The sequence below is a fragment of the Jannaschia formosa genome (genome assembly GCF_003340555.1).
Classification (GTDB): domain Bacteria; phylum Pseudomonadota; class Alphaproteobacteria; order Rhodobacterales; family Rhodobacteraceae; genus Jannaschia; species Jannaschia formosa.
Genome location: NZ_QPLJ01000007.1, coordinates 111,845 through 136,403, shown reverse-complemented (window position 1 = coordinate 136,403; position 24,559 = coordinate 111,845). Strand labels below are relative to the sequence as shown.

The 24,559-nt window shown below is 72.4% G+C and carries 12 protein-coding genes; 4 read left to right on the top strand and 8 right to left on the bottom strand.

Annotation, left to right across the window (positions count from 1 at the left end; all coding sequences use genetic code 11):
- Positions 1-2: 2 nt before the first annotated feature.
- Genes DR046_RS09940 through DR046_RS09925 form a run of 4 tightly spaced genes read right to left on the bottom strand, consistent with a single transcriptional unit; the run spans position 3 to position 3,926 of the window.
- On the bottom strand, positions 3-1,061 hold the full coding sequence (locus tag DR046_RS09940) for an acyltransferase family protein (RefSeq protein WP_115382222.1): 1,059 nt from the start codon (positions 1,059-1,061) through the stop codon (positions 3-5).
- The gene (locus tag DR046_RS09935) at positions 1,058-2,317 is read right to left on the bottom strand and encodes a glycosyltransferase family 4 protein (protein WP_115382221.1); all 1,260 of its coding nucleotides are present in this window, start codon (positions 2,315-2,317) and stop codon (positions 1,058-1,060) included. Before DR046_RS09935 ends, DR046_RS09940 begins: the two co-directional genes overlap by 4 nt.
- A gap of 8 nt (positions 2,318-2,325) precedes the next feature.
- Entirely contained in the window at positions 2,326-3,231 is a 906-nt protein-coding gene (locus tag DR046_RS09930) for a glycosyltransferase family 2 protein (protein WP_115382220.1), read from the bottom strand.
- A complete protein-coding gene (locus DR046_RS09925) occupies positions 3,225-3,926 on the bottom strand; it encodes a sugar transferase (RefSeq protein WP_115382219.1) in 702 nt (233 codons plus the stop codon). The genes DR046_RS09930 and DR046_RS09925 overlap by 7 nt, the downstream gene beginning before the upstream one ends.
- Before the next feature lie 307 nt (positions 3,927-4,233).
- Between DR046_RS09925 and DR046_RS09920 the strand changes: the two genes are divergently transcribed.
- The 4 genes from DR046_RS09920 (at position 4,234) to DR046_RS09905 (ending at position 18,929) form a co-directional block, all read left to right on the top strand.
- Positions 4,234-5,706: an oligosaccharide flippase family protein gene (locus tag DR046_RS09920; protein ID WP_115382218.1), complete on the top strand. Its 1,473-nt coding sequence runs from the start codon at positions 4,234-4,236 to the stop codon at positions 5,704-5,706.
- On the top strand, positions 5,706-6,521 hold the full coding sequence (locus tag DR046_RS23630; RefSeq protein ID WP_167767045.1) for a methyltransferase, TIGR04325 family: 816 nt from the start codon (positions 5,706-5,708) through the stop codon (positions 6,519-6,521). Before DR046_RS09920 ends, DR046_RS23630 begins: the two co-directional genes overlap by 1 nt.
- A gap of 181 nt (positions 6,522-6,702) precedes the next feature.
- Entirely contained in the window at positions 6,703-16,233 is a 9,531-nt protein-coding gene (locus DR046_RS09910) for a non-ribosomal peptide synthetase/type I polyketide synthase (protein ID WP_115382217.1), read from the top strand.
- On the top strand, positions 16,230-18,929 hold the full coding sequence (locus DR046_RS09905) for a condensation domain-containing protein (RefSeq protein ID WP_115382216.1): 2,700 nt from the start codon (positions 16,230-16,232) through the stop codon (positions 18,927-18,929). The genes DR046_RS09910 and DR046_RS09905 overlap by 4 nt, the downstream gene beginning before the upstream one ends.
- Before the next feature lie 6 nt (positions 18,930-18,935).
- Here the strand turns inward: DR046_RS09905 and DR046_RS09900 are convergent, their stop codons facing one another.
- The 4 genes from DR046_RS09900 to DR046_RS09885 form a co-directional block, all read right to left on the bottom strand.
- Positions 18,936-19,583 carry a 4'-phosphopantetheinyl transferase family protein gene (locus DR046_RS09900; RefSeq protein WP_115382215.1) on the bottom strand — a complete coding sequence of 216 codons (648 nt, stop codon included), beginning with the start codon at positions 19,581-19,583 and terminating at the stop codon, positions 18,936-18,938.
- Positions 19,584-19,627: 44 nt separating this feature from the next.
- Complete coding sequence (locus DR046_RS09895; RefSeq protein ID WP_115382214.1) at positions 19,628-20,731, bottom strand: glycosyltransferase; 1,104 nt, start codon at positions 20,729-20,731, stop codon at positions 19,628-19,630.
- A complete protein-coding gene (locus DR046_RS09890) occupies positions 20,724-22,922 on the bottom strand; it encodes a GumC family protein (RefSeq protein ID WP_167767043.1) in 2,199 nt (732 codons plus the stop codon). Before DR046_RS09890 ends, DR046_RS09895 begins: the two co-directional genes overlap by 8 nt.
- 196 nt (positions 22,923-23,118) lie before the next feature.
- Entirely contained in the window at positions 23,119-24,540 is a 1,422-nt protein-coding gene (locus DR046_RS09885) for a hypothetical protein (protein ID WP_115382212.1), read from the bottom strand.
- Positions 24,541-24,559 lie beyond the last annotated feature (19 nt).

The following is a 24,559-nucleotide window of genomic DNA, read 5'->3' as shown; positions in this document are numbered from 1 at the left end:
GGTCAGGCGACGGCGCGCGGACGCGACAGCAGCGGGCGGAGGCGCTGCCGTAGCGGCACCTCGACCCGCTCCGTCAGCAGGATCGACAGGGCAAGGATCGCCGCCTGCACCGCCAGCATCGCCACGATGCCGAGCCCCGCGCCCAGTGCGCCCAGCCCCGCCAGCAGCGCGAGGCCGAGGTTCTGGTGGAGCAGGTAATAGGCATAGGAGGCGCGTCCGATCCGGGCGACGGGCGCCGCCGAGAGGACGGGCACCGGGCGGCGCGACAGGCAGGCGAGGCTGGGCAGGCCGATGACTACCAGGAGCGCCGCCAGATGCCCCACCTCGGGCGGGGCGTAGGCGATGGCCTGCACCGCGCCCAGCAGGAACAGCGCCAGCGGCCCCGGCTTCACGCCTTGCGCGCGCATCGCGGCCAGCGCGATGCCGAGGGTGAAGAAGGGCTGGAACTCGGTGAAGAGAAGGCCGGAGACGGCGTGATCTGCGCCCAGCACGCCCTGCACCGCGGCACAGGCCAGTGCGAAGCCGGTCCAGGCCAGCAGGAAGCGGCGGCGGGCGAGCCAGAACAGAAGCGCCGCGACCCCGTAGAACCGCACTTCGACCCAGAGCGACCAATAGGCGCCGTCGAGCCACTCGAGTCCCGGCAGGCCCAGCGCGCGGCCGACATGCTCTGGCGGCAGGAACATCAGGCTGGTGGCGTATTCGACGGGGCCGCGCACCAGCTCCGGCGGGCCGAACCACGAGGTTGCTGCGAAGGTCAGCGTCCCGCAGAGCAGAAGCGTCGGCCAGAGCCGCAGCATCCGCCTGCCCGCGAAGTCGCGCGCCGAGGTGCTGCGCTCCAGCGAGAAGGCGATGACGAAGCCCGAGACGACGAAGAACATCGACACGCCCAGATGCCCGAGCTGCGCCCAGGGGATGCAGGCCAGCGCGTCGCCGTAAGGCACGAGCTCCAGCCCCTTGCCCGCCGGAGTCCAGAAGACCGCGTAGTGATAGATCGCGACCCAGAGGATCGCGACGGTGCGGACGCCGTCGACCGCGTCGTAGCGGGTGGCGGCGGCGCTCATCCCGCGGTCTGGAGGGCCGCGTCGTAGAGGCCCGAAAGCTGGTCGATCCAGGCCTCGGGAGGCTGCGCCACGTCGCCCTGCCCGGCAAAGCCCGCCCGGCTCATCGCGGCGATTTCGGCATCGGGCCGGTCCATGAAGGCGCGCAGGTCGCGGGCCAGCGCGTCCGGGCCGCTCACGTCGACCGCGACGCCCAGGCCCGCCGCTGCGATGTCGGGCCCGAGCAGCGCGACGCGCGAGACCGCGACCGGCAGGCCGGACCGGCAGGCCTCCGCCCCGACCAGGCCGAAGGGCTCGGCGAAGCGCGAGGGCATGACCAGCGCGCGGCAGTCGGAAACGGCGGCAGCGATGGCGTCGCGGGCGGTCCAGCCGGCGAACTCGACCTCCGGGTAGGCCCGCACGAGATCGGGACGACCGTCGACCGAGCCGACGACGCGCAGCGGCAAGCCCGCTCGGCGCGCGGCTTCGCAGAGGAGGGCGACGCCCTTGCCGCTCTCGATCCGGCCGACATAGGCGAGCCGGCGGTTGTTCTCGGCGCGGATGCGGGTGGCGGACCAGGGCTCCACCGGATTGCGGACGGTGCGGATCGCGCTGCGCGGGACGCCGCCGAGCACGAGATTCTGCTCCATGCCGGGATGGAGCTGGAGAATCCCGGCCCAGCCCCGTCCGGCCACGTCGCGGCGCACCTGCGCCTGCCGCACGCCGCGCCACAGCTTGTGCGCGAAGGACCGGCGGTCGCAATTCGTGGCCAGGCAGCCGGCCGAAAGCGGCGTGCGGGTGCAGACCTCCCCACGCGGGAAGTCGAAATAGGCGCCGTTCGGGCAAGCCAGGAAGTAGTCATGGGCGTGCAGGAAGGTCCGCGCTGCGACCGGTGCCAACGCATCGAAGACGGAAGGCGAGAAGATCTGCGTCCAGCCATGCAGGTGCCAGACGGTGTCCGGCCCGTCGATCTCGGCCACGGCGCGCGCGATCCCATCGCGCATCTCGGAGTCGTAGATCCCCTTGCGGGCGGCATGCAGCTTGCCCCGCTTGAGCAGCGCCGCCCCGCCAAGCGCGATCAGGCGCACGCCCAACCGCTCCAGCGTGCCGTCATCGCCTTGGTCGCCGCAGATATAGGTGACGCGGTGCCCCCGCATCCGCAGCCGCCGCGCCGACAGCAGCGCCAGCCCCGTCGCCCCGCCCCGCGCCACGCTGGCATCGTTCAGCACGACGACATGGGGCAGATCGCGGGTCGCGGGCAGATAGGGGCGGGGGCGCATCGGGGCGGTCACAGGTCCAGGATCCTCGTCGGAGACAGCCGACCGGACAGCAGGTCGACCAGGGCCGTCAGGTTGCCGCGCAGCCGCCCGACCCGGTCGATCCAGGGCTCCGGCCAGAGCGCGCGGCCGGTATTGGCCATCACGTTGCGGACCATCAGGCGCAGGGCGCGGCGCGGGGACATCGTGCCCTTTCGGATGAGGTATATCGGATTCGCGATCTGCGAATAGCCCAGCGGCACCCCGCGCGACCGTCCCTTCTTGGTCCCGAGATGCACGCCCCAGAGCCCGTCGCAGCGGACGATCTCTCCGTGCCGGGCGATCGCGCGGCTGAAATCGACGTCCTCGAGCCAGCCGTAGAGAGGCAACTCCGTGTCGAAGCGTACGCCATGATGCCCGGCCGTGGCCATGCGCAGCGCCATGTTGCAGCCATAGGCGTTGTAAATCGGGGCGAGCCCCTCGCCGTCGGGGCGGCGCAGCAGCGCGAGGCCGCGGGCATGGTCGAAGCCGGGTCCGCCAATGCCGTCAGCAATCACCCGGCCGGTGGCCATCACGACGTCGGGCCGGGCGATGAACAGGTCGCGCAGGGCGGTCACCGACCCATCGCCGAGCAGGAAGTCGTCGTCGAGGAACAGCACGACCGCCTCCTCGGACGCGGCCTCCAGCACGGCGTTGCGCTGGGCGCAGAGCCCCCTCGGCCCGGACAGCACGCGCAGCGGCATCGGCAGTAGCGCTCCGAATTCGGCGGCCAGCGCGTCAGGGTCGGACACCTCTTCGGCGGGGACCGACAGCCAGACCTCATCCGGCCGGTCCGCGAGCCCGGCGATCTGGCGCAGCGTCTGCTCCAGCACCGGGCCGCGCCCGGCCGACGCGATCGCCAGCAGAACCGGGACCGGCGGGGCCGTCGTCGTCAGCACGCGCCCGAACCACGCAGGACGACTGCCGGCGTCTTCAGCACGATGCGGATATCCCCGAGGAAGCTGCGGTCGGCGACATAGGCCATGTCCATGCGCACGCGCTCGGCGAAGTCGAGCGAGCTGCGCCCGCTCACCTGCCAAAGCCCCGTGACCCCCGGCCGAACCGACACGTAGGCCGCCGCGCCAGCGCCGTAGTGGGCCAGTTCGTCGGAGGTGACGGGACGCGGGCCGACGAGGCTCATGTCGCCCTTGAGGACGTTCCAGAACTGCGGCAGCTCGTCGATGCTGAGCTTGCGGAGCAAGATGCCGAAGGGCAGCACCCGCGGGTCGTGCGTCAGCTTGCGCATCTGCTCCCACTCGTGGCGGGCCGTGGGATCGGAGGCCAGAAGCTGGTCAAGCCGCGCCTCGGCGTCGCGCACCATGGTGCGGAACTTCAGGCAGCGGAACATCTTCCCGTCCTTGCCGACGCGCGCATGCCCGAAGAACACGGGCCGGCCATCGGTGATCATGATGGCGCACGCGACCGCCACGAAGAGCGGCAGGAAGATCAACAACGCCACGGCGGCGACCACTCGGTCGAACAGGGACTTCCCGAAATTCTGGAAGACGCCACTTCCGCGCCGGGAACGAGTGGCACGAAAACCCAGATCCGGACGAAACAGATCGCCCGGTTCCGTCGAGGAACCAAACTGCATATTACACGGAAAGGCTAGAGGGCCCTCCCCCCCAAGTTACTGGTCTGAGATTGTCCGGCAGAGACAAGACTACACCCCTCTCAGATATCATGCCGAAGAAGCGCCGGTAAACTGCCTTTTAACTGTCAAGGAAGAAAGTTACGGCCCAACTCGTGCCGAATTCTTCAGCGAGAACTGGATTGTGGCGACGCTCCGAACAATTGGCACCGGCTTGCCCGAAGAAGGCCACAGCTTGCCTTGCCAATGCCATGAAACGATTCTCTTTCCGCCCCAATCCGGGTGACCACATGAAAGGCGCCGAGCCGCAATGACCACTTCCGCGACTTCCAGCCCGCTGGTCGGGGCCGGGGCGCTTTCGGCCACCGAGCGGGTGGTGGCGCAGATCTGCCAGTTCGCCATCTTCGTCATCGCCGCGCGCGCGCTCGGCCCCGCCGAGTTCGGGACCTTCGCGCTGGTCTCGGCCTGCGCGATCCTGCTGATGCGCGCGGCCGAGGTCGGCTGGGCGCCCTACATCATGTGCTGGTCAGGCGACGCCTCGGTGCCGCGCCAGGTCCTGGCGCTCGCCGTGCTCAGCGGGGTCGTGGCGGGAGCGCTGGGCTTCCTCGGCGCCGCGCTGGGCGGGCTGCTGGGGCTCGAGGGAACGACCGTCACCCTGGCGGAGCTCTTCGCGCTCTGGGTGGTGCTGGCGACCGTGTCATCGGCACAAAAGGGGATGATGATCTGGATGCACCGCCTGCGCTCCTCCGCCGTCTGCGAGATCACGGGCGAGTTGGCGGGGCTGGCCGTGGCGCTCGGTGCGCTCTGGACCGGCTGGGGGGTGCTGGCGCTGGTCTTCGGGCGGCTGGCCTATCAGATCGTCCACCTGGCCCTCAGCCTCGCGGTGACCCGCCTGCTGCCCGACTTCCGCGTCCGCCTGGAGCGAATGACGGAGCTCATCGATTTCTCGCGGGACTTCTTCTTCAGCCGGATGCTCTCGAACATCCGCCTCTATGTCGCGACCTTCATCGTGGGCGGCGCCCTGGGGCCGACGGAGGTCGGCTACCTGCGCGTGGCCGAGCGGTTGGTCGGCGCCATCGGAGAGGTGATCGTGGTGCCCGCCCAGATCCTGGGCTGGGCCGCCTTCAAGACCGCCCGCGACACCGGCGACCCGCTGGCCGCACGGGTGCGGGTCGGCGACGGGCTGGTGACGTTCCAGCGGCTGATCTGGGCGATCTCGGTCCCGCTCTTCGCCTGGCTGATGCTGACGAGCGACGTGCTGGTCGCGGGCCTGCTCAGCGAGGAATGGCTGCCGGCCGTGCCGCTGGTGCTGCTGCTGGCGCTGGCGCGCCTGCTGATCACCTTCGGCGTCGCGACCGAGCCGCTGATGTCCCTGCTGGGTCAGTCCCGCGTCCTGCCGCGCCTGTCGCTGCTGACGCTCGCAACCTTCACCGTCGCCGCCCTGGTCGCGGTGCCCTTCGGCCTGCACGCGGTCGTCTGGGGGCAGGTCGGGGCGTCGGCCATCCTGATGGTGGTGACGCTTCGCCTGTTCGACGACCATGCGGGGGTCGGCCCGCTGCGCATCCTGCGGGAGCTGTCGACCCTGATCCCGCCGCTCGTGGTCGGGGTCGCGGCCCTGCTTCTGGCCGACTGGGCGCTGTCGAGGCAGGACCTGCTGCCGCCGCTGGGCCAGACCGTCGTCTCGGGCCTCTTCGCGGGCACCGTTTATGCCGGCGCGCTCGCACTGCTCGCCCCGTCGGTCCTGCGCGCCCTGATCGGGCGCCCGCGGGCGGTGACGCCCTGATGCGGGCCCTGCTCCGCGCCGCCCGCTTCGGGACGGGGCTCGCCGCCGCGCGGGCGCGAATGGCGCTGGGCCGGGTGCCCCGCTTCTCGGGCGCCTGGGATACGCGGGAAGCGGCGCTGGCCGCCCTGCCCCCGGCCGAGACACGCGGCTACGACGATCCCGGGATCGCCGAGGTTTCGTTCGAGGCGATGTGCCAAAGGGAGGTCTGGGACTATCCCGTGCTCCACTGGCTGCATCGCTGGCTGCCCGAAGCCCCGCGCCTGCTGGACGCGGGCGGGCACATGGGCACGAAGCGGATCGCCTTCGGCCCGCTGCTCGACCTCGAGGGCGTGACCTGGACCGTGCTCGACACGCCGGGCATCGTGGCCGCGGCCCGCGCCGCGCAGGCAGCGGGGCGCATCCCCGCCGATCTCGCCTTCGTCGCCCCCTCGGGCGCGCCGCCCGAGACCGACCTGCTGCTGGCCTCGGGTCTGATGCAGTATGTCGACCGCTCCCTGACCGAGATCGTGGAGGCGCTGCCCGCCCGCCCCCGGCACATCCTGCTCAACAAGGTTGCGCTGCGCCCCGGCCCCCAGATCATCACTCATGAGCGGCTGGGGGATGTGCGCGTGCCCTACCGCATACGCGGTCATGGCGATTGGGCGCGGGAGCTCGACAGGCTCGGCTACGACACGGTGGACAGCTGGCGCATCCCCGACCTGTCGCACCGCATCCCGACTCACCCCTGGTTGGGCGAGAGCGAGAGTTGGGGCTTCGCCCTGACCGCCCGTCGAGACACGGGCGACAATCCCGCGCCCAAAGGCGAGACCGTCTAGCCTCCGGGGCGAATGCCACGGAAATGCCTTCGTCGGGACAAGAGTTTGCATGGTATCGGCCACGCAAGCACGTAGACTGTGCAGATGCGACGGCGGCAGGGAATCAGGGTGATCGCCCCTTCGCCGCCAGCCTCGAGGGTTGTATCATGGTGTCGTCCCGTTTTCTCGATTGGCCAGCCGGATGCACCCGCTGAGCGCAGGCCTCCCGCCGCGCGACGGCGCGCCCGGAATCTTCGCGCAGGTCGAGGCGCAGGCCGCGCTGCGGCCGGCGGCACCAGCAATACGTGGCGCGCGTGCTCTGTCCTACGACGACCTGACCCGCGGCGCCCGACGGGTCGCCCATGACCTGATCCGGGCCGGCGTGGCGCCCGGCGACAATGTCGCGCTCTGGGGCGGGCGCTCGGCCGAAACGATCGAGGGAATGCTGGGCATTCTCGCCGCGGGCGCGGTGGCCGTCCCGCTCGACCCCGGTTTTGCGGCGGAGCGGATCGCGACCATCCTCGCCGATGCGGCGCCGGTCGCGATGCTCGCCCCTGCAGCCCTGCGCGCGGACGCGGAGGCCGCGGCGTCCTGCCCCGTCGTCACCCCGACCGATGGCCCCGAGGCCGTGCCCGTCCCCCGCGCGCCCGGAGATCCGGCGCTGGTCCTCTACACCTCCGGCAGCACCGGGCGCCCGAAGGGCGTCGTCCTGCCGCACCGCGCCGTGACCAGCTTCGAGCATGGCCCGGGCGACCTCGCCGTCGGCCCCGAGGACGTGGTCCTGCACGTCTCGACCCCGGCCTGCGACGGCGCCATCGAAGAGATGCTCACCCCGCTCCTGCGTGGCGCCTCGGTCGCAATCGTCCCTGCCGGCCTCGCCTCCGCCTCGGCGGTGACCGAGACCATCGCGCGCCACGGGGTAACGGTCGCGACGCTCTATACCGGGCTGCTGCATCTGGTGATCGACCACCGCGTCGCGGACCTCGCCGGCCTGCGCCTGCTGATGGCGGGTGGAGAGGCGATGGATCCGGCCCGCGCCCGCGCCGTGCTCACGGCGCATCCGAAGCTCGCGCTGATCAACGAATACGGCCCGACCGAGACCTGCTGCGTCAGCCTTACCCATCGCGTCACGCCTGACGATCTGGGCGGCCCGCTGCCCATCGGTCGTCCGCTTGCCGGGGAGGAGGTCGTGCTGCTCGGCCCGGACCTGGTTCCGGTGGGGACGGGCGAGGCCGGGCAGATCGCCATCGGCGGCACGGGCCTCGCGCTGGGCTACCTGAACCGGCCCGACGCGACGGCCGAGAAGTTCATCCCCGACCCGCGCCCGGGACGCGAGGGACGCCTTTATCTGACCGGCGACCTCGGCGTCGCGCGTCCCGACGGCGTGCTGGAGTTCCGGGGCCGCGCCGACCGTCAGGTCAAGCTGGCGGGCCGCCGGGTGGAACTGGACGGGATCGAGGCCGCGCTGCGCGCCGCGCCTGCCGCCGCCGATGCGGTGGTCGAGAAGGTCGGCGACGCGCTCGTGGCCTTCGTCATCCCCGCCGGGCCGGGCGACCTGCCCGCGCTGCTGCGCGAACAGACCTCCTCCGCGGATATCCACCCGCATGTCTTCCCGCGCCACATCATCGCCTGCGACAGCTTCCCGCTGCGCCCCAACGGCAAGGTAGACAGGGATGCGCTGCTGGCGTCGCTGCCCTCCGGCGAGGCCACGCCCGCCGCCCCCGCCGCCGATCCGGCCGAGACGGTCGCCGCGATCTGGCAGGACCTGCTCGGCCGCAGGCCCGGCCCGCGCGACCGGTTCTTCGACCTGGGCGGCACCTCGCTGCAGCTGATCGAGGCGCATGCGCGGATCGAGACGGCCCTCGGCCGCCGCTTCGACGTGGCAGCGATGTTCGATCATCCCTCGCTCGGCGCGCTGACCGCGTTCCTCGCTAACGGCGCGGTCGCCGTCGCCGCCCCGTCCGCGCGGGCCACCGACCACGCCATCGCCATCGTCGGGCTCGCCGCGCGCCTTCCGGGCCTCACGGATCTCGACGCGTTCTGGAAGGCCGTGCTGGAGGGGCGCGACACGATCACCCGCTTCTCGCCCGAGGAGCTGGAGGACGGCTTCGACGCCGCCACCCGCGCCCGTCCCGACTTCGTCGCGGCGCGGCCGATCCTGTCCGACGTGGACCTCTTCGACGCGAAGCATTTCGGCATGACCCCGCGCGAGGCCGCGCGCACCGACCCGCAGGCGCGGCTGTTCCTGGAGCTGTGCGCGCAGGCACTCGATCACGCGGGCCTGGACCCCGAGCGGGCGCCGGGCCGGGTCGGTGTCTATGCCGGCGCGTCAATGTCGACCTATCTGCTGGAGAACCTGCTGGGCGAGCCGGGCGCGCTGCGCGACTTCACCAGCCAGTTCCAGATCGACTACACCAACCTCGCGGGGAACGGGGGCGACGACATTCCCGCCCGCGTGGCGCAGAAGCTGGGCCTGACCGGTCCCGCCATCAGCATCACCACGGCCTGCTCCACCGGGCTCGCCACCGTGATCGCGGCCTGTGACGCGCTGCGGGCGGGGCGGATCGGCGCGGCGCTGGCCGGGGGGGTGTCGATCACCTTCCCGCAAAAGCGCGGCTATCTCTCGCAGGAAGGGGGCATGGTCTCGCAGGACGGCACCTGCCGTCCCTTCGACGCGCGCGCCAACGGCACGATCTTCGGCGACGGTGCCGGGGTCGTGGTGCTGAAGCGGCTGGCCGATGCGGAGCGGGACGGCGACACGATCCACGCGATCATCCGGGGGACCGGACAGTCGAACGACGGCGGGCGAGGCATGTCCTTCACCGCGCCCTCGGCCACGGGCCAGTCCGAGGCCATCGCCGAGGCTCTGGCCGATGCGGGGCTGACCGGCGACGATATCGGCTATGTCGAGTGCCACGGCACCGCCACGCCGCTGGGCGACCCGGTGGAGATCGCCGGGCTGAAGCGTGCCTTCGCCGGAGCGACCGCCCCCTGCGCGCTGGGGGCGGTGAAGGGAAACCTCGGCCATCTGGACGCGGCGGCCGGCATCGCAGGTCTGATCAAGGCGGTGCTGGTCCTGCGGAACCGGACGGTGCCGCCGGTCGCGCATCATGCCGTGCCGAACCCCCAGATCGACCTCACGGGCACCGGCTTCCGCATCCCGACCGCGCCGGCGCCCTGGGTCTCCGACGCGCCCCGCCGCGCGGGGGTCAGCGCCTTCGGCGTCGGCGGCAGCAACGCCCATGTCGTGCTGGAAGAGGCACCCGCCCGGGTGCCCGCCGCCGCCACGGAGGCGCCGGTTATCCTGCCGCTTTCGGCGAAGACGCCCGAGGCGCTGAAGCGGATGGGCGCGGAGCTCGCCGACCTGCTGGAGGGGCCGGACGCGCCCGCCCTGGCCGACGTCGCTCACACGCTCCAGACCGGGCGCCGCGCCTGGGACCTGAGGGCGGGCGTCGTGGCCCGCGATCCCGCCGAGGCGGTGCGCGCGCTCAAGCGCCTCCGGCCGGGTCCGGCGGTCGAGGGATCGCCGCGCCGCGTCTTCCTGATGCCGGGGCAGGGCGCGCAGTTCCCCGGGATGGGCCGCGCCACGCGCGACCTCGTCTTCGCGGAGCTTCTGGCGCGCGGCCTCGCGGCGCTGCCCGCCGAGGTCGCGGCCGACCTGCGCCCCCTCATGATGGGCGATGCCAGGTCGGAGGAGCAGGCGCGCGCCCTCGCCCAGACCCGGCTCGCCCAGCCCGCCCTGCTCATCCTCGAGATCGCAACGGCCGAGATGTGGCGCAGCCGGGGCGTCACACCCGACCTGCTGATCGGCCATTCCGTCGGAGAGATCGCCGCCGCCGTGATCGCGGGCGTCATGTCCTTCGAGGACGCGCTGCGTCTCGTCACCCGGCGCGGCGCGCTGATGCAGGCGCAGCCGCCGGGGGGGATGCTGGCCGTCGCCGCCTCGGCCGCGCAGCTTGCCCCGCATCTCGGCGCCGACCTGGACCTCGCGGCGCGCAACGCACCCGAGCAGAGCGTCGTCGCCGGGCCGCCCGAGGCGCTGGACAGGCTCGCCGCACGGCTCGAGGCGGAGGGCGTGAAGTCGCGCCGCCTCGGCAGCTCCCACGCCTTCCATTCGCGCATGATGGACCCGATCGTGGCCGACCTGCGCGAGGTGGCGCGTCGTCTCGACCTGCACGCCCCGACGATCCCGCTGATCTCGACCGTCACCGGCAAGCCGATGACCGACGCGCAGGCGACCGATCCGGACTATTGGGCCGGCCAAGCCCGCGCCTGCGTCGACTTCACCGGCGCGCTGGCCGCGCTGGACGGGACGCCCTCGGTCCTGCTGGAAGTCGGGCCGGGCCGCACGCTCTCGGCGCTCGCGCCACAGAGCCTTGCGCCCGAGGCCTGTCTCGACGCGATCCAGACCCTCGCCGACGCCGCCCAGGCCGCCCAGGCCGCCGAGGGCGAGGCCATCGCGGCGCAGGCCGCCCTGCGCCTCTGGCGCGCGGGGGTCGCGGTGGACCTGTCCGCCGGCCTGCCCGAGGGCGTCCGCAAGGTGCCTCTGCCCGCCTATCCCTTTGCGCGGATCCGCTGCTGGATCGACGCGCCCCGCGCCGTGCCCTCCGCACCCGCCGCGCTTCCTGTTTCCCTTCCGGCGCCTGCCGCGCCGCCTTTGCCCGTTGGTGATGTCATGACCGCTTCCGCTCCCTCCGTCCTGCCGCAAGTGATGGATCTCGTCTCCGAGATGTCGGGGCTGGACCTGACGCCCGAGGAGGCCTCGACCAGCTTCCTCGAACTGGGACTCGACTCGCTGTTCCTCGGCCAACTCACGCAGGAAGTAGGGAAGGAGTTCAAGGTCCGCTTCGGCTTCCGGCGGCTGACCTCGGACCTGGGCTCGCCGCAGGCGCTGGCCGATTTCATCCTGGCCGAGAACCCCGAGGCCGCGCCCGCCGCCGCGCCTGCCCCTGTCGCGGCGACCGCGGCACCGGCCCTGCTGGCGGTTCCGCAAGCGGTAGCCCCCGCGCCGCTGCTGCCGGCGGCGCCGCAGGCCACCGGTGACGTGGCCGCCGTGATGCAGGCGCAGATGCAGACGATGCAGGCGCTGTTCGCGCAACAGCTCGCCGCGCTGGGCGGGGCGCAGCCCGCGCCCGCCCCGCAGCCCGCCCCCGTCGCGCAAGCCGCCCCGCAGCCCGTCGCGGCGCCCGTCCCGCAGCCCGCGGCAGCGCAGGCCGCCGAGCCCGAGGCCCCCGCGCCGAAGCCCGAGGTCCGGCGCCGCGCAAAGTTGCAGTCGAACGCGGAGCTGACGCCCGAGCAGAAGGTCTTCGCCCGCGACCTCGCCCGCCGCTATTCCGACCGCTTCCCGTCGTCGAAAGCCTATACCGACCGGCACCGCACGCGCCTCGCCGACCCCCGCGCCGCCGCGGGCTTCCATGCCGACTGGAAGGAGCTGGCCTTCCCCATCGTCGCCGACCGCGCCAAGGGGGCCTATATCCACGACCTCGACGGGCACGCGATCATCGACCTCGTCAACGGCTTCGGCCAGACCGCCTTCGGCCACGCGCCGGATTTCGTCGGCCGCGCCGTCGCCGCGCAGATGGAAAAGGGCTATGCCATCGGCCCGCAGGCCGAGCGCGCGGGGCCCCTGGCCGAACGCTTCGCCAGGGCCGTCGGCCACGAGCGGGTCACCTTCTGCAACACCGGGACCGAGGCGATCATCGCCGCCTGCCGCATCGCCCGGACCGCCACCGGGCGCGACAAGGTCGTGCTGTTCGACAAGTCCTATCACGGCCAGCACGACGAGGTTCTGGCCAAGCCCGGCAAGAACGCCGCCGCCCTGCCCTCGGTGCCCGGCATCCCGCGCGGGGCGATGGGCAACGTGGTCATGCTCGACTACGACAGCCCCGCCTCGCTCGACTGGATCGCGGCCAACCCGGACGAGGTCGCCGCCGTGCTGATCGAGCCGGTGCGCTCGCGCTATCCGGCCAGCCGCCCCGAAGCCTTCGTGCGCCGAATCAAGGAGATCACCCGAGAGAGCGGCGCCGCCCTCATCATCGACGAGGTCGTGACCGGCTTCCGCACCGGCCCGCGCGGGATGCAGGGGGTCTGGGGCATCCAGGGCGACATCGCGGTCTACGGCAAGGTCGTCGGCGGGGGCATGCCCATCGGCGTGGTCGCGGGCGACGCCCGCTTCATGGATGCGCTGGACGGCGGCACCTGGCGCTATGGCGACGACTCGCGCCCCGAGGCGATGCCCACCTTCGTCGCCGGCACCTTCGTGCGCCATCCGCTGGTCCTGGCCGCCGTCGAGTCCGTGCTGGACGAGCTGGAGGCGAATGGCGACGAACTCTTCGTCCACGCCCCGGCGCGTCTTGCCGGGATGGCGACCCGGATGCGCGCGGCGCTCGCCGCCCGCGGCCTGCCGGACATGATCGAGGACTACTCGACCTGGCTTTATGTCGACGCCTCGGACCGCGATCCGCGGGCGACGCTGCTCTACCCGCTGATGCGTCTGCGCGACGTACACGTCATGGACGGCTTCTGCTGGTTCCTGACGACCGAGCACGGCGAGGCCGAGGTCGACCATGTCGTCCGCGCCTTCGAGGAATCGCTCGACGAGCTGCTCTCGGTCGGCATCCTCGCCGACGAGCGTGCCAAGGACGCGCCGCCCCTGCCCGCCCGGGTCGCGGGCCCTGCGCCGCTGCTGCCCGGCCAGCGCGAGATCTGGATGCGCCACCAGCTGGGCGGACTGGCCGCGGCCAGCTTCAACGAGAGCGGGACGCTCTGGATCGAGGGGCCGCTGGACCGCGCCGCCTTGCAGGTTGCGCTCGACGGGCTGGAGGCGCGTCGCGATGCGCTGCGCGCCCGCTTCGCGCGGGACGGCAGCGGCTTCACCGTAGCCGACCCCGCGCCGGTGCCGGTCGAGGAGCATGAGCTGCCCGATGCCGCCGCGCTGGAGGCGCTGCTGGCCGAGGACGCCGCGACGCCCTTCGACCTGACGGCGGAGGCCCCGTTCCGGGTCAAGCTGGTCCGCTTCGCGCCCGACCGGCACGCGCTGGTGCTGACGGCGCATCACATCGTGCTCGACGGCTGGTCCTTCGGGCTGATCGTGGACGACCTGTCGGCGCTTTATGCGGCCGCCGTGCAGGGCCGGGACGCCGGCCTGCCCCCGGTGCCCAGCCTCGCCGACCATGCGCGGACCGTGGCCCCGGCGCCGAAGGCCCATGCCACCTACTGGAAGGGCGTCTATGCCGACCTGCCCACGCCGGTGGACCTGCCCAGCGACCGGCCGCGCCTGCCCGCAGCCGACCGGCCCGGCGCCACGATCGTCCACCACATGCCAGTCGAGGTGATCGAGGGGCTGAAGGCAGTCGGCGCGAAGAACGGCTGCACCCTCTTCGCCGCAGCCTTCACGGGCATGCAGCTTCTGGTCCACCGCCTGACCGGCGCCACCGACATCGTGCTGGGCGTGCCGACGGCCACGCAGCAGAGCACCGCGCCAGCCGACCTGGCCGGGCATCTGGTGAACTTCCTGCCGATCCGCGCCGGGCTGGACCCCAAGGCCGACGTCGCCACGCATCTGCGCGCCATGTCGGGCAAGGTGGGCGAGGCGCTCGACCATGACGGGCTGACCTTCGGCGAGATCCTGACACTGGCGCAGGTGCCGCGCAGCCTCGACCGCACGCCGCTGACCTCGGTCGAGTTCAACCTGGAGCAGGCGGGCGCGACCGAGTGGCATGGCGCCACCGCCCGGTTCGAGACGAACCCCAAGGCCGCCGTCACCTTCGACCTGTTCTTCAACCTCGCGCAGGACGAAACCGGCCTGCGGATCGAGGCGCATTACGCGAGCGACCTGTTCGACGCGGCCACGGTGCGGGCCTGGGCGGCCTCCTACGAGGCGCTGCTGCGGGCCATGGCCGCCGCGCCCGCCACGCCGCTCTCCGCCCTGCCGATGAGCACGGAGGCGGCGGCACCCGCCCCGACCGAGGGCGGCGCGCCCCTGCCCGACCGTCTGGCCGAGGTGGCGCGCGCCCGCGCCGACCACCCCGCCGTCACCGGCGAGGACGGAGCGCTGACCCATGCCCGGCTCTGGGAGCGCAGCGGCGCCTTCGCAGCCGCCATTCAGGCGCGCACGACGCCGGGCGCCCGCGTCGCGATCTGCCTGCCCCGGGGGGCCGAACTGGTCGCGGCCACGCTGGGCGTCATGCGGGCGGGATGCGCCTTCGTGCCGCTCGACCCGCATCAGCCGGATGCGCGGCTGGGCAAGATCCTCGACGACGCGGCCCCCGCGCTGATCGTCACCGACACGCCGGACCGGTTCGACCTGCCCGGGCTGACGCCCGGGGGCGCCGAAGGCACCCCGGCGCCGGTCACGCTCGCCAAGGACGCGCCTGCCTACGTCATCTACACCTCCGGCTCGACCGGCACGCCTAAGGGCGTGGAGGTGCCGCATGGCGCGCTGACGAGCCTGCTCGACAGCATGACCGAGGCGCCGGGAATGGACGGGGACACGAAGCTCCTCTCGGTCACGACGCCGGCCTTCGACATCTCGATCCTCGAGATGTTCGGCCCGCTGCTCGCCGGGGGCCAGGTCGAGATCGCACCCGCCGAGACCGTCATGGACGGCTTCAAGCTGGCTGACCGGCTGGAGCGGGGCGACGTCACCCACATGCAGGCGACGCCGACGCTCTGGGCGATGCTCGACATCGCCGGCTGGACCCCGCCCGCAGGCTTCCATGCCTGGGCCGGTGGAGAGCCGCTGGCCTCCGACCTCGCCGGCAAGCTGATGGCGAAGGGCGCGGAGCTCTGGAACCTCTATGGCCCGACCGAGACGACGATCTGGTCCGCCGCCAAGCGGCTGACGCCCGGCGCGGTCATCACCATCGGCCAGCCCGTCGCGAAGACCGAACTGCACGTGCTCGACCCGCAGGGCCGCCCCTGCCCGGTCGGCGCCGAGGGAGAACTGAACATCGGCGGCGCCGGGCTGGCCATCGGCTATGCCGGCCAGCCGGAGCGGACGGCGCAGGCCTTCCGCGATGTCGAGATCGGCGGTGTGGCCCGCAGGCTCTATGCCACGGGCGATCTGGCCCGCCGCCGCGCCGATGGCGAGATCGAGGTGCTGGGCCGCCGGGACGGGCAGATCAAGCTGCGCGGCTACCGCATCGACCTGGGCGAGATCGAGGCTGCGCTGCGCGCCCTGCCGGGCGTCACGCAGGCCGCCGTCGCGCTGCACAAGCGGGCGGACGGCGACCCGCAGCTGGTCGGCTACGTCACCGGCGGCGCGCCCGACGGGATGGCGCTGGCCGAGGGGCTGCGCGCCGTCCTGCCCGACTACATGGTGCCGACGGCCTGGGTCGGGCTCGACGCCCTGCCGCAGACCGGCAACGGCAAGCTCGACCGCAAGGCGCTGCCCGCGCCCGTCGCGCTGCAGGTCGTCGCCGCGATCCTGACCCCGCCCGAGAGCGAGACCGAGAAGCGGCTCGCCAGGGTCTGGTCCGAGGTGCTGGGCCGCGAGGTGAGCGACGCGACGGCGACGCTGATGCAACTCGGCGCCGACTCCCTGTCGATCTTCCGGCTTGCGGCGCGGCTGCTGTCCGAAGGCTACGAGATCGAGGCGCGGCACCTGTTCGAGCATCCGACGGTCCGCGCGCTCGCCACCTTCCACGAGACGCGCGGCCCGTCCACGCCCAGCCGCCCGCGGCTGTCGGACTTCCGCCGCGGCGCACGCCGCTCCGGCAGTGCCGCGTCATGAGCGAGCGCGACCCCCTGCCCACCCCCGAGCCGGTCGCCGAGTTCCCGCTCAGCGCCAGCCAGACCCGGTGCTGGATCGTCGACCGCGCCAGCCCGGGGACCGAGACGCTGAACATCGCCGTCCGGTGGGAGATTACGGGCCCGCTGCGCGAGGACGACCTGGAAGCGGCCTTCCGGAAGGTCATCGCCCGGCACGAGATCCTGCGGACCTCGTTCCAGGACGGCGAGGACGGACCCGTCCAGCGCGTCCATGCCGAGGCGCCGTTCCAGCTGTCGCTGGTCGACCTGCGCCGCGTGCCCGAGCCGGACCAGATGGCCCGGCTCGACGACATCGCGCGCGAGACGGCGGCGCGGCCCTTCGACCTGTCGCGGCCGGGCCTGCTGCGCGCGACGCTCGTGCGGCTTACCGGAGAGCGCGCCATCCTCTGCCTGACCGCGCATCACATCGTCTTCGACGGCGCCTCGATCGGCGTGCTGGGGCGCGAGGTCGGCGCCGCCCTTGAAGGCCGCGCCCTGCCCGAGCCGGAACTGCACTACGGCGATTACGTGCTCTGGGAACGCGCCGCGCAGGCCGAGGCCGGGAGTGCCGACCTGGACTGGTGGCGGCAGACGCTGGACGGCGTGCCCTATTTCGAGCTGGAGGCCGACCGGCCGCGCAGCCCCCGCCGCGATACGGCGGTGGGCCGCGTCGCTCTGGACCTGCCCGAGGGGTTCGGCACGCGGCTCGGCGCGGCGGCGCGGGCGGCGGGCGTGTCGCCCTTCGCCTTCGGTGCGGCGGTCTTCTCGGCGGTGCTGCACCGCGCCACCGGCGCGCGCGACATCGCGCTGGGCACACCCGTCGCCGGACGGCTGGAGGCGGAGCTCGACCCCCTTATCGGGGTCTTCATCAACTGGCTGGTGCTGCGCCTGCGCCCCGAGCCGGGGCTGACCCTGGCGCAACATGCCACCGCGACGGGCCGCACCGTCGAGGCCGCGCTGATCCACCAGCAGACGCCTTTCGAACGCGTGGTCGAGGCGGTGAACCCGCCCCGCGACCCGGCCCGCACGCCGCTTGTCTCGACCAATTTCAGCTTGCAGCGCGTCTTCATGGAAAGCCGGACCTATGCCGGCCTCGGCTTCCGCTCCGTCGCGTCGCACGCGCCGGGCACACTGCACGATCTCGACCTGTCGGTCATGGAGCGTCCCGGTGGCTGGCAGATCGTGCTGGAATACGCCGCCGCTCTCTTCACCCATGAGACAGCCGAGGCCCTGACCCGCGCCACCGCCGACGCCTTCGCCCAGGCCTTCGACGCGCCGGAGACGCCGATCTCGGCGCTGCCGGCGCTGGTCCGCGCCGCCCGGCCCGGCGGCGCCCCCGAGGTCGCGCCCGCCGAGGCCACGCTGGCGGCGCACCGGCTCGTGGGCGAGGCCGTCCTGATCGACGGCCCCTCCGGTCCCTGGGCCTTCGTCACGCCGGGGGCGGTCGGGCTGCTGCCGCTCGACGCCCTGCCGGAGACGCTCCGCGCCGACCTGCCGGGGCTGGGGCTGGCGGGGGTCAGCGTCCTCGCTGCCCTGCCCCGCACGGCGACGGGCACGGTCGACCGGTCCATGCTCCGCGCCCCGGCCGAGGCCGCGAATGCCGATCTCCAGGCCGAGACCGAGGCGGAGCTGGCCCGAGATTGGGCAGAGTTGCTGCGGGTCGAGGTCGACGGCGCGTCCCACTTCTTCGACCTGGGCGGTCATTCTCTGCTGGTCATGCGGCTGCTGGCCCGTGTGCGCGATCGCTGGGGCGTGCCGCTGGACCTCACCGACGTCTATGAGGCGCCGCGCCTGCGCGACCTCGCCACCAGGATCGCGACGGCACGGAGCGGACGCCGCGCGCCCGGAGCCGTTCCGGGCCTGCTGCGCATCCGCAGCGACGGGCCGAACCATCCGCTGGTCATCGTCAACAACAGGGCGACGGCCACCGCGCTCTCGACCCTGCCGGGTCAGGACCGGCCCATCGGCTGCGTCGTCGCGGCCGATCCGGGCGCGGGCATCGGCGACGCCAGCTTCGAGGAGGTCGCGCGCGGCTTCGCCGACCGCATCCGCCTCTACCAGCCGCAGGGGCCTTATTTCCTGTACGGCCATTGCGTCCACGGCAACCTCGCGCTGGAGGCGGCCCGCCACCTGGCCGCCGACGGGGCCGAGATCACCGGCGTCGCCATGAAGGAGGTCTGGGCCCCAGCCTTCGCCGCCGAAGTCGCCGCCGACGCGGGCCTCCGGCGCCAGAACCGCCTTCATCACCTGCGCCTGCGCCTGCGGGCGGTCCGCACCGGAGAGATGTCGCCCACCGCCTTCCTGCGCAGCTATTCCATCTTCCACCGCACCGGCGTCGTCCGCGCCCTCGCCGCCTCGGGCCTGATGGAGCATGGGCGGCTCACCGACCTGGAGGCGGATTTCGAGCGCTTCGTTGTCGAGCTCTGCCGGGCGCGCGACGTCTACCGGCCCGGCCCGGTTGACTTCCCGGTGCTGCACGTCGTCACCCGGGCCACGCCGCGGGGCCCCCGCTGGAAGCCCTCCATCGGATGGGAGGATGTGGTTCCGCCGAAGCTGCTGCGGACGGTCCACCTGCCCTGGGTCTCGGTCGGAGAGGGCAGGCGCGAGGGGGTCGATGCCTTCGGCGCCGAACTGACGCGGTTCTGCGAGGATGCGCGGGCCGGGCGGCCGATGGCCTGACGGGGCTCAGGCCCCCGCGCAGGGCGTGCAGCATAGCTCCGGCGGCGCCTCGGCGACCGTCACCGGCAGGGGCGCGCCCCGCAGGGCGACGGCGCCGACGATGCCCTGGGGAAGCGACAGATGGGTCAGGTGCCAGTCGCCCGGCGGCCCGATCTCGCAGCGGGTCACGCGCGCGGGCGAACCCGGCGTCAGCGTCACGTCGAACCGGTCGAGCGGCGCGCCCATGCCGAGGCCCAGCGCCTTGACCACCGCCTCCTTTCGCGTCCAGCAGCGAAAGAAGCCTGCCCGCCACAACTCCGGGGACAGCGCCGCCAGCTCGGCCCGCTCGGCTGCCGAGAAGAAACGCGCGGCGACCCCCTCCTCGACCGGGCGGGGCGCCTCGATATCGACGCCGAGCGGCCGGTCCGGATGGACGGCAAGGCAGGCGATCCCGGCCGAATGGCTCAGGTTGAAGCAGGGCCCCTGCTGAAGGCGCGGCTTGCCCGCCGCGCCCTCTTCGAACTGCAACGCGTCGGGGGCGGAGCCGGTCCAGCGCGCCAGGATCTCGCGCATCCGCCCGCGCCCAACGCGGAAGGCATTCCCCAGCCCGGCGCGCGCGAAGCGGGCGGCGCGGGCAGCCTCCGCGGGCGAGAGATGGGCGGCGAGCCGCGCCACCTCGGCGGCAGACTGGTCCAGCCGCCAGAGATAGAGACGGACGCTCAGCCCAGCCCCGCGGGCAGCATGGCGCGGATGCCGCGCCGGAAGGCGTCTTCCGAGAACCCCTGCGCATGGGCGACAAGCCGCGCCGGGTCCACGTCCCAGAGACGCTCGGCCTCGAACCGCTCGATGGCGGCGACCATCGCGTCGACCGACTGCTCGGGGAACAGGAGCCCCGTCTCGCCATCGACCACGGTGTCGAGCGCGCCACCGCGCCCATAGGCGATGACCGGGCGGCCGGAGGCCATGGCTTCCACCGGAACGATGCCGAAATCCTCCTCTCCGGGGAAGATCACGGCGCGGCAGCGGGCGAGATGGTCCTTGAGCGTCGCGAACGGGGTGCGGCCGAGGAAGGTGACGTTGGATCGCGCCCGGGCCTTCAGCCTCTCCACCGTCGGGTCAGGCCCGCCGATCACGACGAGCGGCAGGCCGAGACGGTTGAATGCCTCCACCGCCATGTCCGGGCGCTTGTAGGACGACAGCTCTCCGGCCCAGAGGTAGAAGTCCCCGGTCTCGGGCGATGGTGCGAAGTCCTCGACGGCGACGGGCGGATGCACGACGGTCGCGTCCCGGCGCCAGTATTTCCCGATCCGCGCGGCGACGTGGTTGGAGTTCGCAGCGAAGGCGTCGACTCTCGCGGCGCTGGTCACGTCCCATTGCCGCAGCCGGTGGGCGAAAACCGACATCGCGGCGCGCTGCACCGGTCCGGTGTCGTCACGATAGGTGTGATACTGGTCCCAGATGTAACGCATCGGCGAGTGGCAGTAGCACAGGTGGTACGCGTCGGGCGGCGCGATCACGCCCTTCGCCGGACCCGCCTCGGACGAGATGACCAGATCGTAGCCGGTCAGGTCCAGCGCCTCCAGCGCGCGGGGCATCAGCGGCAAATAGGCCTGGTAGCGCCGTTTCGCGGCGGGCAGGCGGCTGATCCACGTCTGGCGGATCGGATGCGCCCGCAGCGTGTCCGAGATGGCCGGGTGGTCGACCACATGGGTGAAGATGTCGGCCTGCGGATACATCCGGCAGAGCGATTCGAGCACCTTCTCGCCGCCCCGCATCCCCGTCAGCCAGTAATGGATCAGCGCGACGCGCGGAACGTCACGCATATCCGTAGCTGAACAGGTATCCGTCGGGCACATGCTCCAGATCGGCGCGGGTCATGACGACCCCTTCGACATGGGCCTCGTGCGAGTTGAGCACCGACATGCAGCGGCGCACGGCGGAATGCTGGGTCTGGTCGAAGCGGACCAGCAGCACGCATTGATCGACCGCCCGCGCGATGACGGCGCCGTCGGGGGCCTGCAGCAGGGCGGGCGTATTGACCAGCACGACGTCGTAGGTCTCCTTCAATTCGTCGAGTATCGCGGTAAGGCTGCCCATCCGGAGCGCATCGGTGGCGCGGGCGCCGGGGCGGCCCGCGGTGATGACGTCGAAGTCGAGATCGTCGGAGCTGTGGATCGCCTCGTCCAGCGCGCAGTCGCCGCGCAGCAGGTCGCCCACCCCCGCGCGGCGGCCCAGCCCGAACTCCCGCGCGATGGTATCCTGGCGCAGGTCCATGTCGACGACGACGACATGCTCGTCGGCAAGGCCCGCGAGGCGGGCGAGCAGCATCGTGGCCGTCGTCTTGCCATCGCCGGACAGCGGCGAGACCAGCGCGATGGACCGGCTCAGCGCGTCGGGCGCGCCGGCGTTCAGGTGGTTGCGCAGGGCGCGCACCGCCTCGGCGGTATGGCCGATCGGGTTGCAGACGATCTCGTCGACGGCGGCCTGCATCGAGGAGAACTTGCTCTCGGGCAGGACGGTGACGACGGGCAGGCCGGTCGCCCGCTCCACCTCGTCGAGGTCGCGAAAGGTGCGGCTGGTCAGGCGGCGCAGCAGGACGATCGCGAAGCCCAGCGCGCCGCCGACGACCAGCGCCATCGCCGACAGCAGCTTGGGCCGGGGCGCGGCGGGCGCGCCGGGGACGGTCGCCCGCTCGATGATGCGGGCGTCGGCGAGCTGGAAGTTCTCCTGTGTGCGGGTCTCGGCGACGCGGGTCAGAAGCTCCTTGTAGACGTCGCGCACGGCCTCGGTCTCGCGCTCCAGCTGGCGCAGCCCGATGGTGGAGCGCGATGCCTCCAGGTAGTCCGCCTCGACCTCCTCGAGGGCCTCGGCCATGGTCTCCTCGCGGACGCGGGCGATCCGGGCCTCGTTGCGCTGGGCGTCCAGCGCGCGGGCGACCTCCACCTCCATGCTCTGCTCGACCTCGCGCAGCCGGGCGAGGATCTTGCGGCGCTCGGGGTGATCCTCGCGGTATTGCTGGCGGGTCCACTCGGCGTCCTGCGCCTGCAATTCCAGGCGACGGGCGTTCAGCTCGACAATGGCGTCGGAGGTGACCATGTTGGCCAGCGCCACGCCCCCCCCCGCCTCGACGAGGCGCTGCATCTCGTCGAACCGGGTCTCGGCCGCGACCCGCTCGATGCGCGCGTTCACCAGCTCGTCGTTGAGCGAGATCAGCCGCTGCGACAGGATGTCGATGCTAGAGCCGTTGGTCGCGATGGTCGAGGCGCGGTAGTCCTCGACGGCCTGCTCGGCCTGCTCGACCTGCTCGCGCAGGTCGGCGATGCGCGCCTCGATGCGCGCGGTGGCCTGGCTTGCCGTCTCCTGCCGGCCCTCGACCTGCTGCTCGATGTAGCGCTCGACCAGGGTGCCAGCGATGGTGGCCGACAGGACCGGATCCGGCGTCTCGGCATAGACCGAGATGATGTAGGCGTCGCCGTCGCGCCAGACCTCGGTCGCCTTGCGCAGCGCCCAGACCAGCGCGTCGACACGCGCGGCGTCGGACAGCTCGGTCTGCAGCTCGCTCGGGGGCTCGGACGCGCCGAAGCCGAACCAGCCGCCGCCCGCGTCCTTCGGCCTCGACGGGATCAGGGCTTCCAGCAGGTCGGGCCGCGTCTCGAGGATCGTGCGCACCACGTCCTCCAGCAGGACGTTGGAGCGCAGGATCGAGATCTCGGAGGCGACGACCTCGCTCGACAGGTCGAGATCGCCGACGACCTGATCATCGCTGACGAAGGTGCTCTCGCGCGGGTCGAGCAGGATCTTGGCCATCGAGCCATAGACCGGCGTCATCTGCGACACGAGGAAATACGTCACGACCGCGAAGGCCAGCGCGCAGCCCGCGATGATCCAGCGCCCCGCCCAGATTCCGGACAGAAGCTCGCGCGGGTCGATGCCGTCGAACAGCTCCTCGCCCCGGGGGACGAAGCGGGACATGGACAGTCCCTCGCGTTCGAAATCGGCGACCTCGTGGGTCATGCGGCTCACCTCCCGTGGCGCCCGGCGGGCGGGCGTGACGCGGCGCGCGCGTCTGCGGCCCTTGAACGTCTTCATGCGGGGAACCCCCCGATGACACGCATCGCAGGCAACGGACTCGCCCAGGTGACTCCCTCTACCATGTCCAAAACGGCTCCATTACCGACGATTACCACAAACACCGTTTCCATGTGGGAATTCAGGCGGCAGGGTGAAGGCTTCGTGGCGACGCGGCTGCCCGGCGCGCCAGCGCCGCACCCCGGGCGAGCCCCGCCGCGGCGCCAGCCATCGCGTAGAACGCAAGCGTCAGGTCCGGCGTCGGCAGCGTCAGCACCGCCGAGACCAGCAGCGCCACGCAGCCCGCGCGCATCGCGTCCGCCGTCACTGCCTGCCGGTCGCCGCCGCGCCACGCGCCCTGCCCCAGCAACAGCCCGCGCAGGAATCCTGCGTAGAGCACCGCGCCGATCACGCCGAGCGAGGACAGCACCGCCACGATCCAGCTGGACGCGCGCACGCTGCCCAGCCCCGCGCCGAGGCCCCAGGTGTCGGCGAAGTTGACCAGGGCCTGGGCGTTCCAACTGCCCCGCTCCTGCCCCGATGCGCCCTCCAGCTTGTCGAACAGCGCGCGGTCGAAGAAGGCCTGAACCGGCTCGACGAAGATGTAGGCGGCATAGAGCGCCACGACCCCGAGCCACAGGCCCGCGATCGCCATCCCTGCGATCGAGGCGCCGCGCCGCGACACCCGACGCCCCAGCGCCGACAGGATCCGCACCGTCCCGTAGAGCGACAGGAACGCCACCAGTCCGACATAGGCCGAGGACGAGGTCGAGTGGAGCAGGCAGCCGAGCGAGACCAGAAGCAGCGCGCCCGACAGGACACGGCGGACCCCCTCGAGCCACAGATGCAGCCAGACCGCCATCAGGCCGAGGCTCAGGTAGCCGAAGCTCGACGCCTCGGGGAAGCCGCCGATCATCCGCTTGATGCCGATCATCTCGTGGTTCCAGAGGATCGCGTAGTTGGCGGTCCGGAACGGCTCCATCAGCGCCTGGAGCCCCGCGTGATAGGTCAGCACGTCGGCCACGCCCAGCACGGCGTGCAGCACGGTCGCCACCGCGAGCGCGCGCAGCACGGTGCCCGGATCGGGCCGCAGGCGGAAGACGGTGGCGGCGGCGAGGAAGATGCTGACGCCCAGCAGGTGCCGGAAAAGCTGCGTCAGGTTGCCGGTGCTGGGACGGAGCGGCGAGGACACGACGCCGTTCTCGTTCCCCGCCCGCGCGATCGAGAAGACCTGCGTCTCGCCCGCGAAGAGACGTGGCAGGGTCAGCGTCGCGAAGATCGCCCAGAGCGTCAGCAGCGCGAGCCAGAAGCCCGGCTGGCCCGGCCGCATCGTCCCCGCGACCGCGGCCAGCCCACCGGGCCGCGCCAGCAGGAAGGCAATCATCGCCATCGCGCCGATATCGGCCAGCAGGATCGATGCCCCGCCCACCGCGGGCAGGTTGAAGGCCGCCGTCGCCGCGAAGGGGATCAGGGCCATGAAGGCCCAGAATCCGCGCAGCGGCCCGCGCGTGACAAGCACGGCCAGCGCAAGCGCGACCAGAAGCGAGGTGGGGAAGAGCTGCATGAGAACCTGCTGGCCTCAG

Excerpts from the sequence above, each read along its gene's own strand:
- DR046_RS09940 (WP_115382222.1), bottom strand. The coding sequence starts at position 1,061 with ATGAGCGCCGCCGCCACCCGCTACGACGCGGTCGACGGCGTCCGCACC.
- DR046_RS09935 (WP_115382221.1), bottom strand. The coding sequence starts at position 2,317 with ATGCGCCCCCGCCCCTATCTGCCCGCGACCCGCGATCTGCCCCATGTC.
- DR046_RS09925 (WP_115382219.1), bottom strand. The coding sequence starts at position 3,926 with ATGCAGTTTGGTTCCTCGACGGAACCGGGCGATCTGTTTCGTCCGGAT.
- DR046_RS09920 (WP_115382218.1), top strand. The coding sequence starts at position 4,234 with ATGACCACTTCCGCGACTTCCAGCCCGCTGGTCGGGGCCGGGGCGCTT.
- DR046_RS23630 (WP_167767045.1), top strand. The coding sequence starts at position 5,706 with ATGCGGGCCCTGCTCCGCGCCGCCCGCTTCGGGACGGGGCTCGCCGCC.
- DR046_RS09910 (WP_115382217.1), top strand. The coding sequence starts at position 6,703 with ATGCACCCGCTGAGCGCAGGCCTCCCGCCGCGCGACGGCGCGCCCGGA.
- DR046_RS09905 (WP_115382216.1), top strand. The coding sequence starts at position 16,230 with ATGAGCGAGCGCGACCCCCTGCCCACCCCCGAGCCGGTCGCCGAGTTC.
- DR046_RS09895 (WP_115382214.1), bottom strand. The coding sequence starts at position 20,731 with ATGCGTGACGTTCCGCGCGTCGCGCTGATCCATTACTGGCTGACGGGG.
- DR046_RS09890 (WP_167767043.1), bottom strand. The coding sequence starts at position 22,922 with ATGACCCACGAGGTCGCCGATTTCGAACGCGAGGGACTGTCCATGTCC.
- DR046_RS09885 (WP_115382212.1), bottom strand. The coding sequence starts at position 24,540 with ATGCAGCTCTTCCCCACCTCGCTTCTGGTCGCGCTTGCGCTGGCCGTG.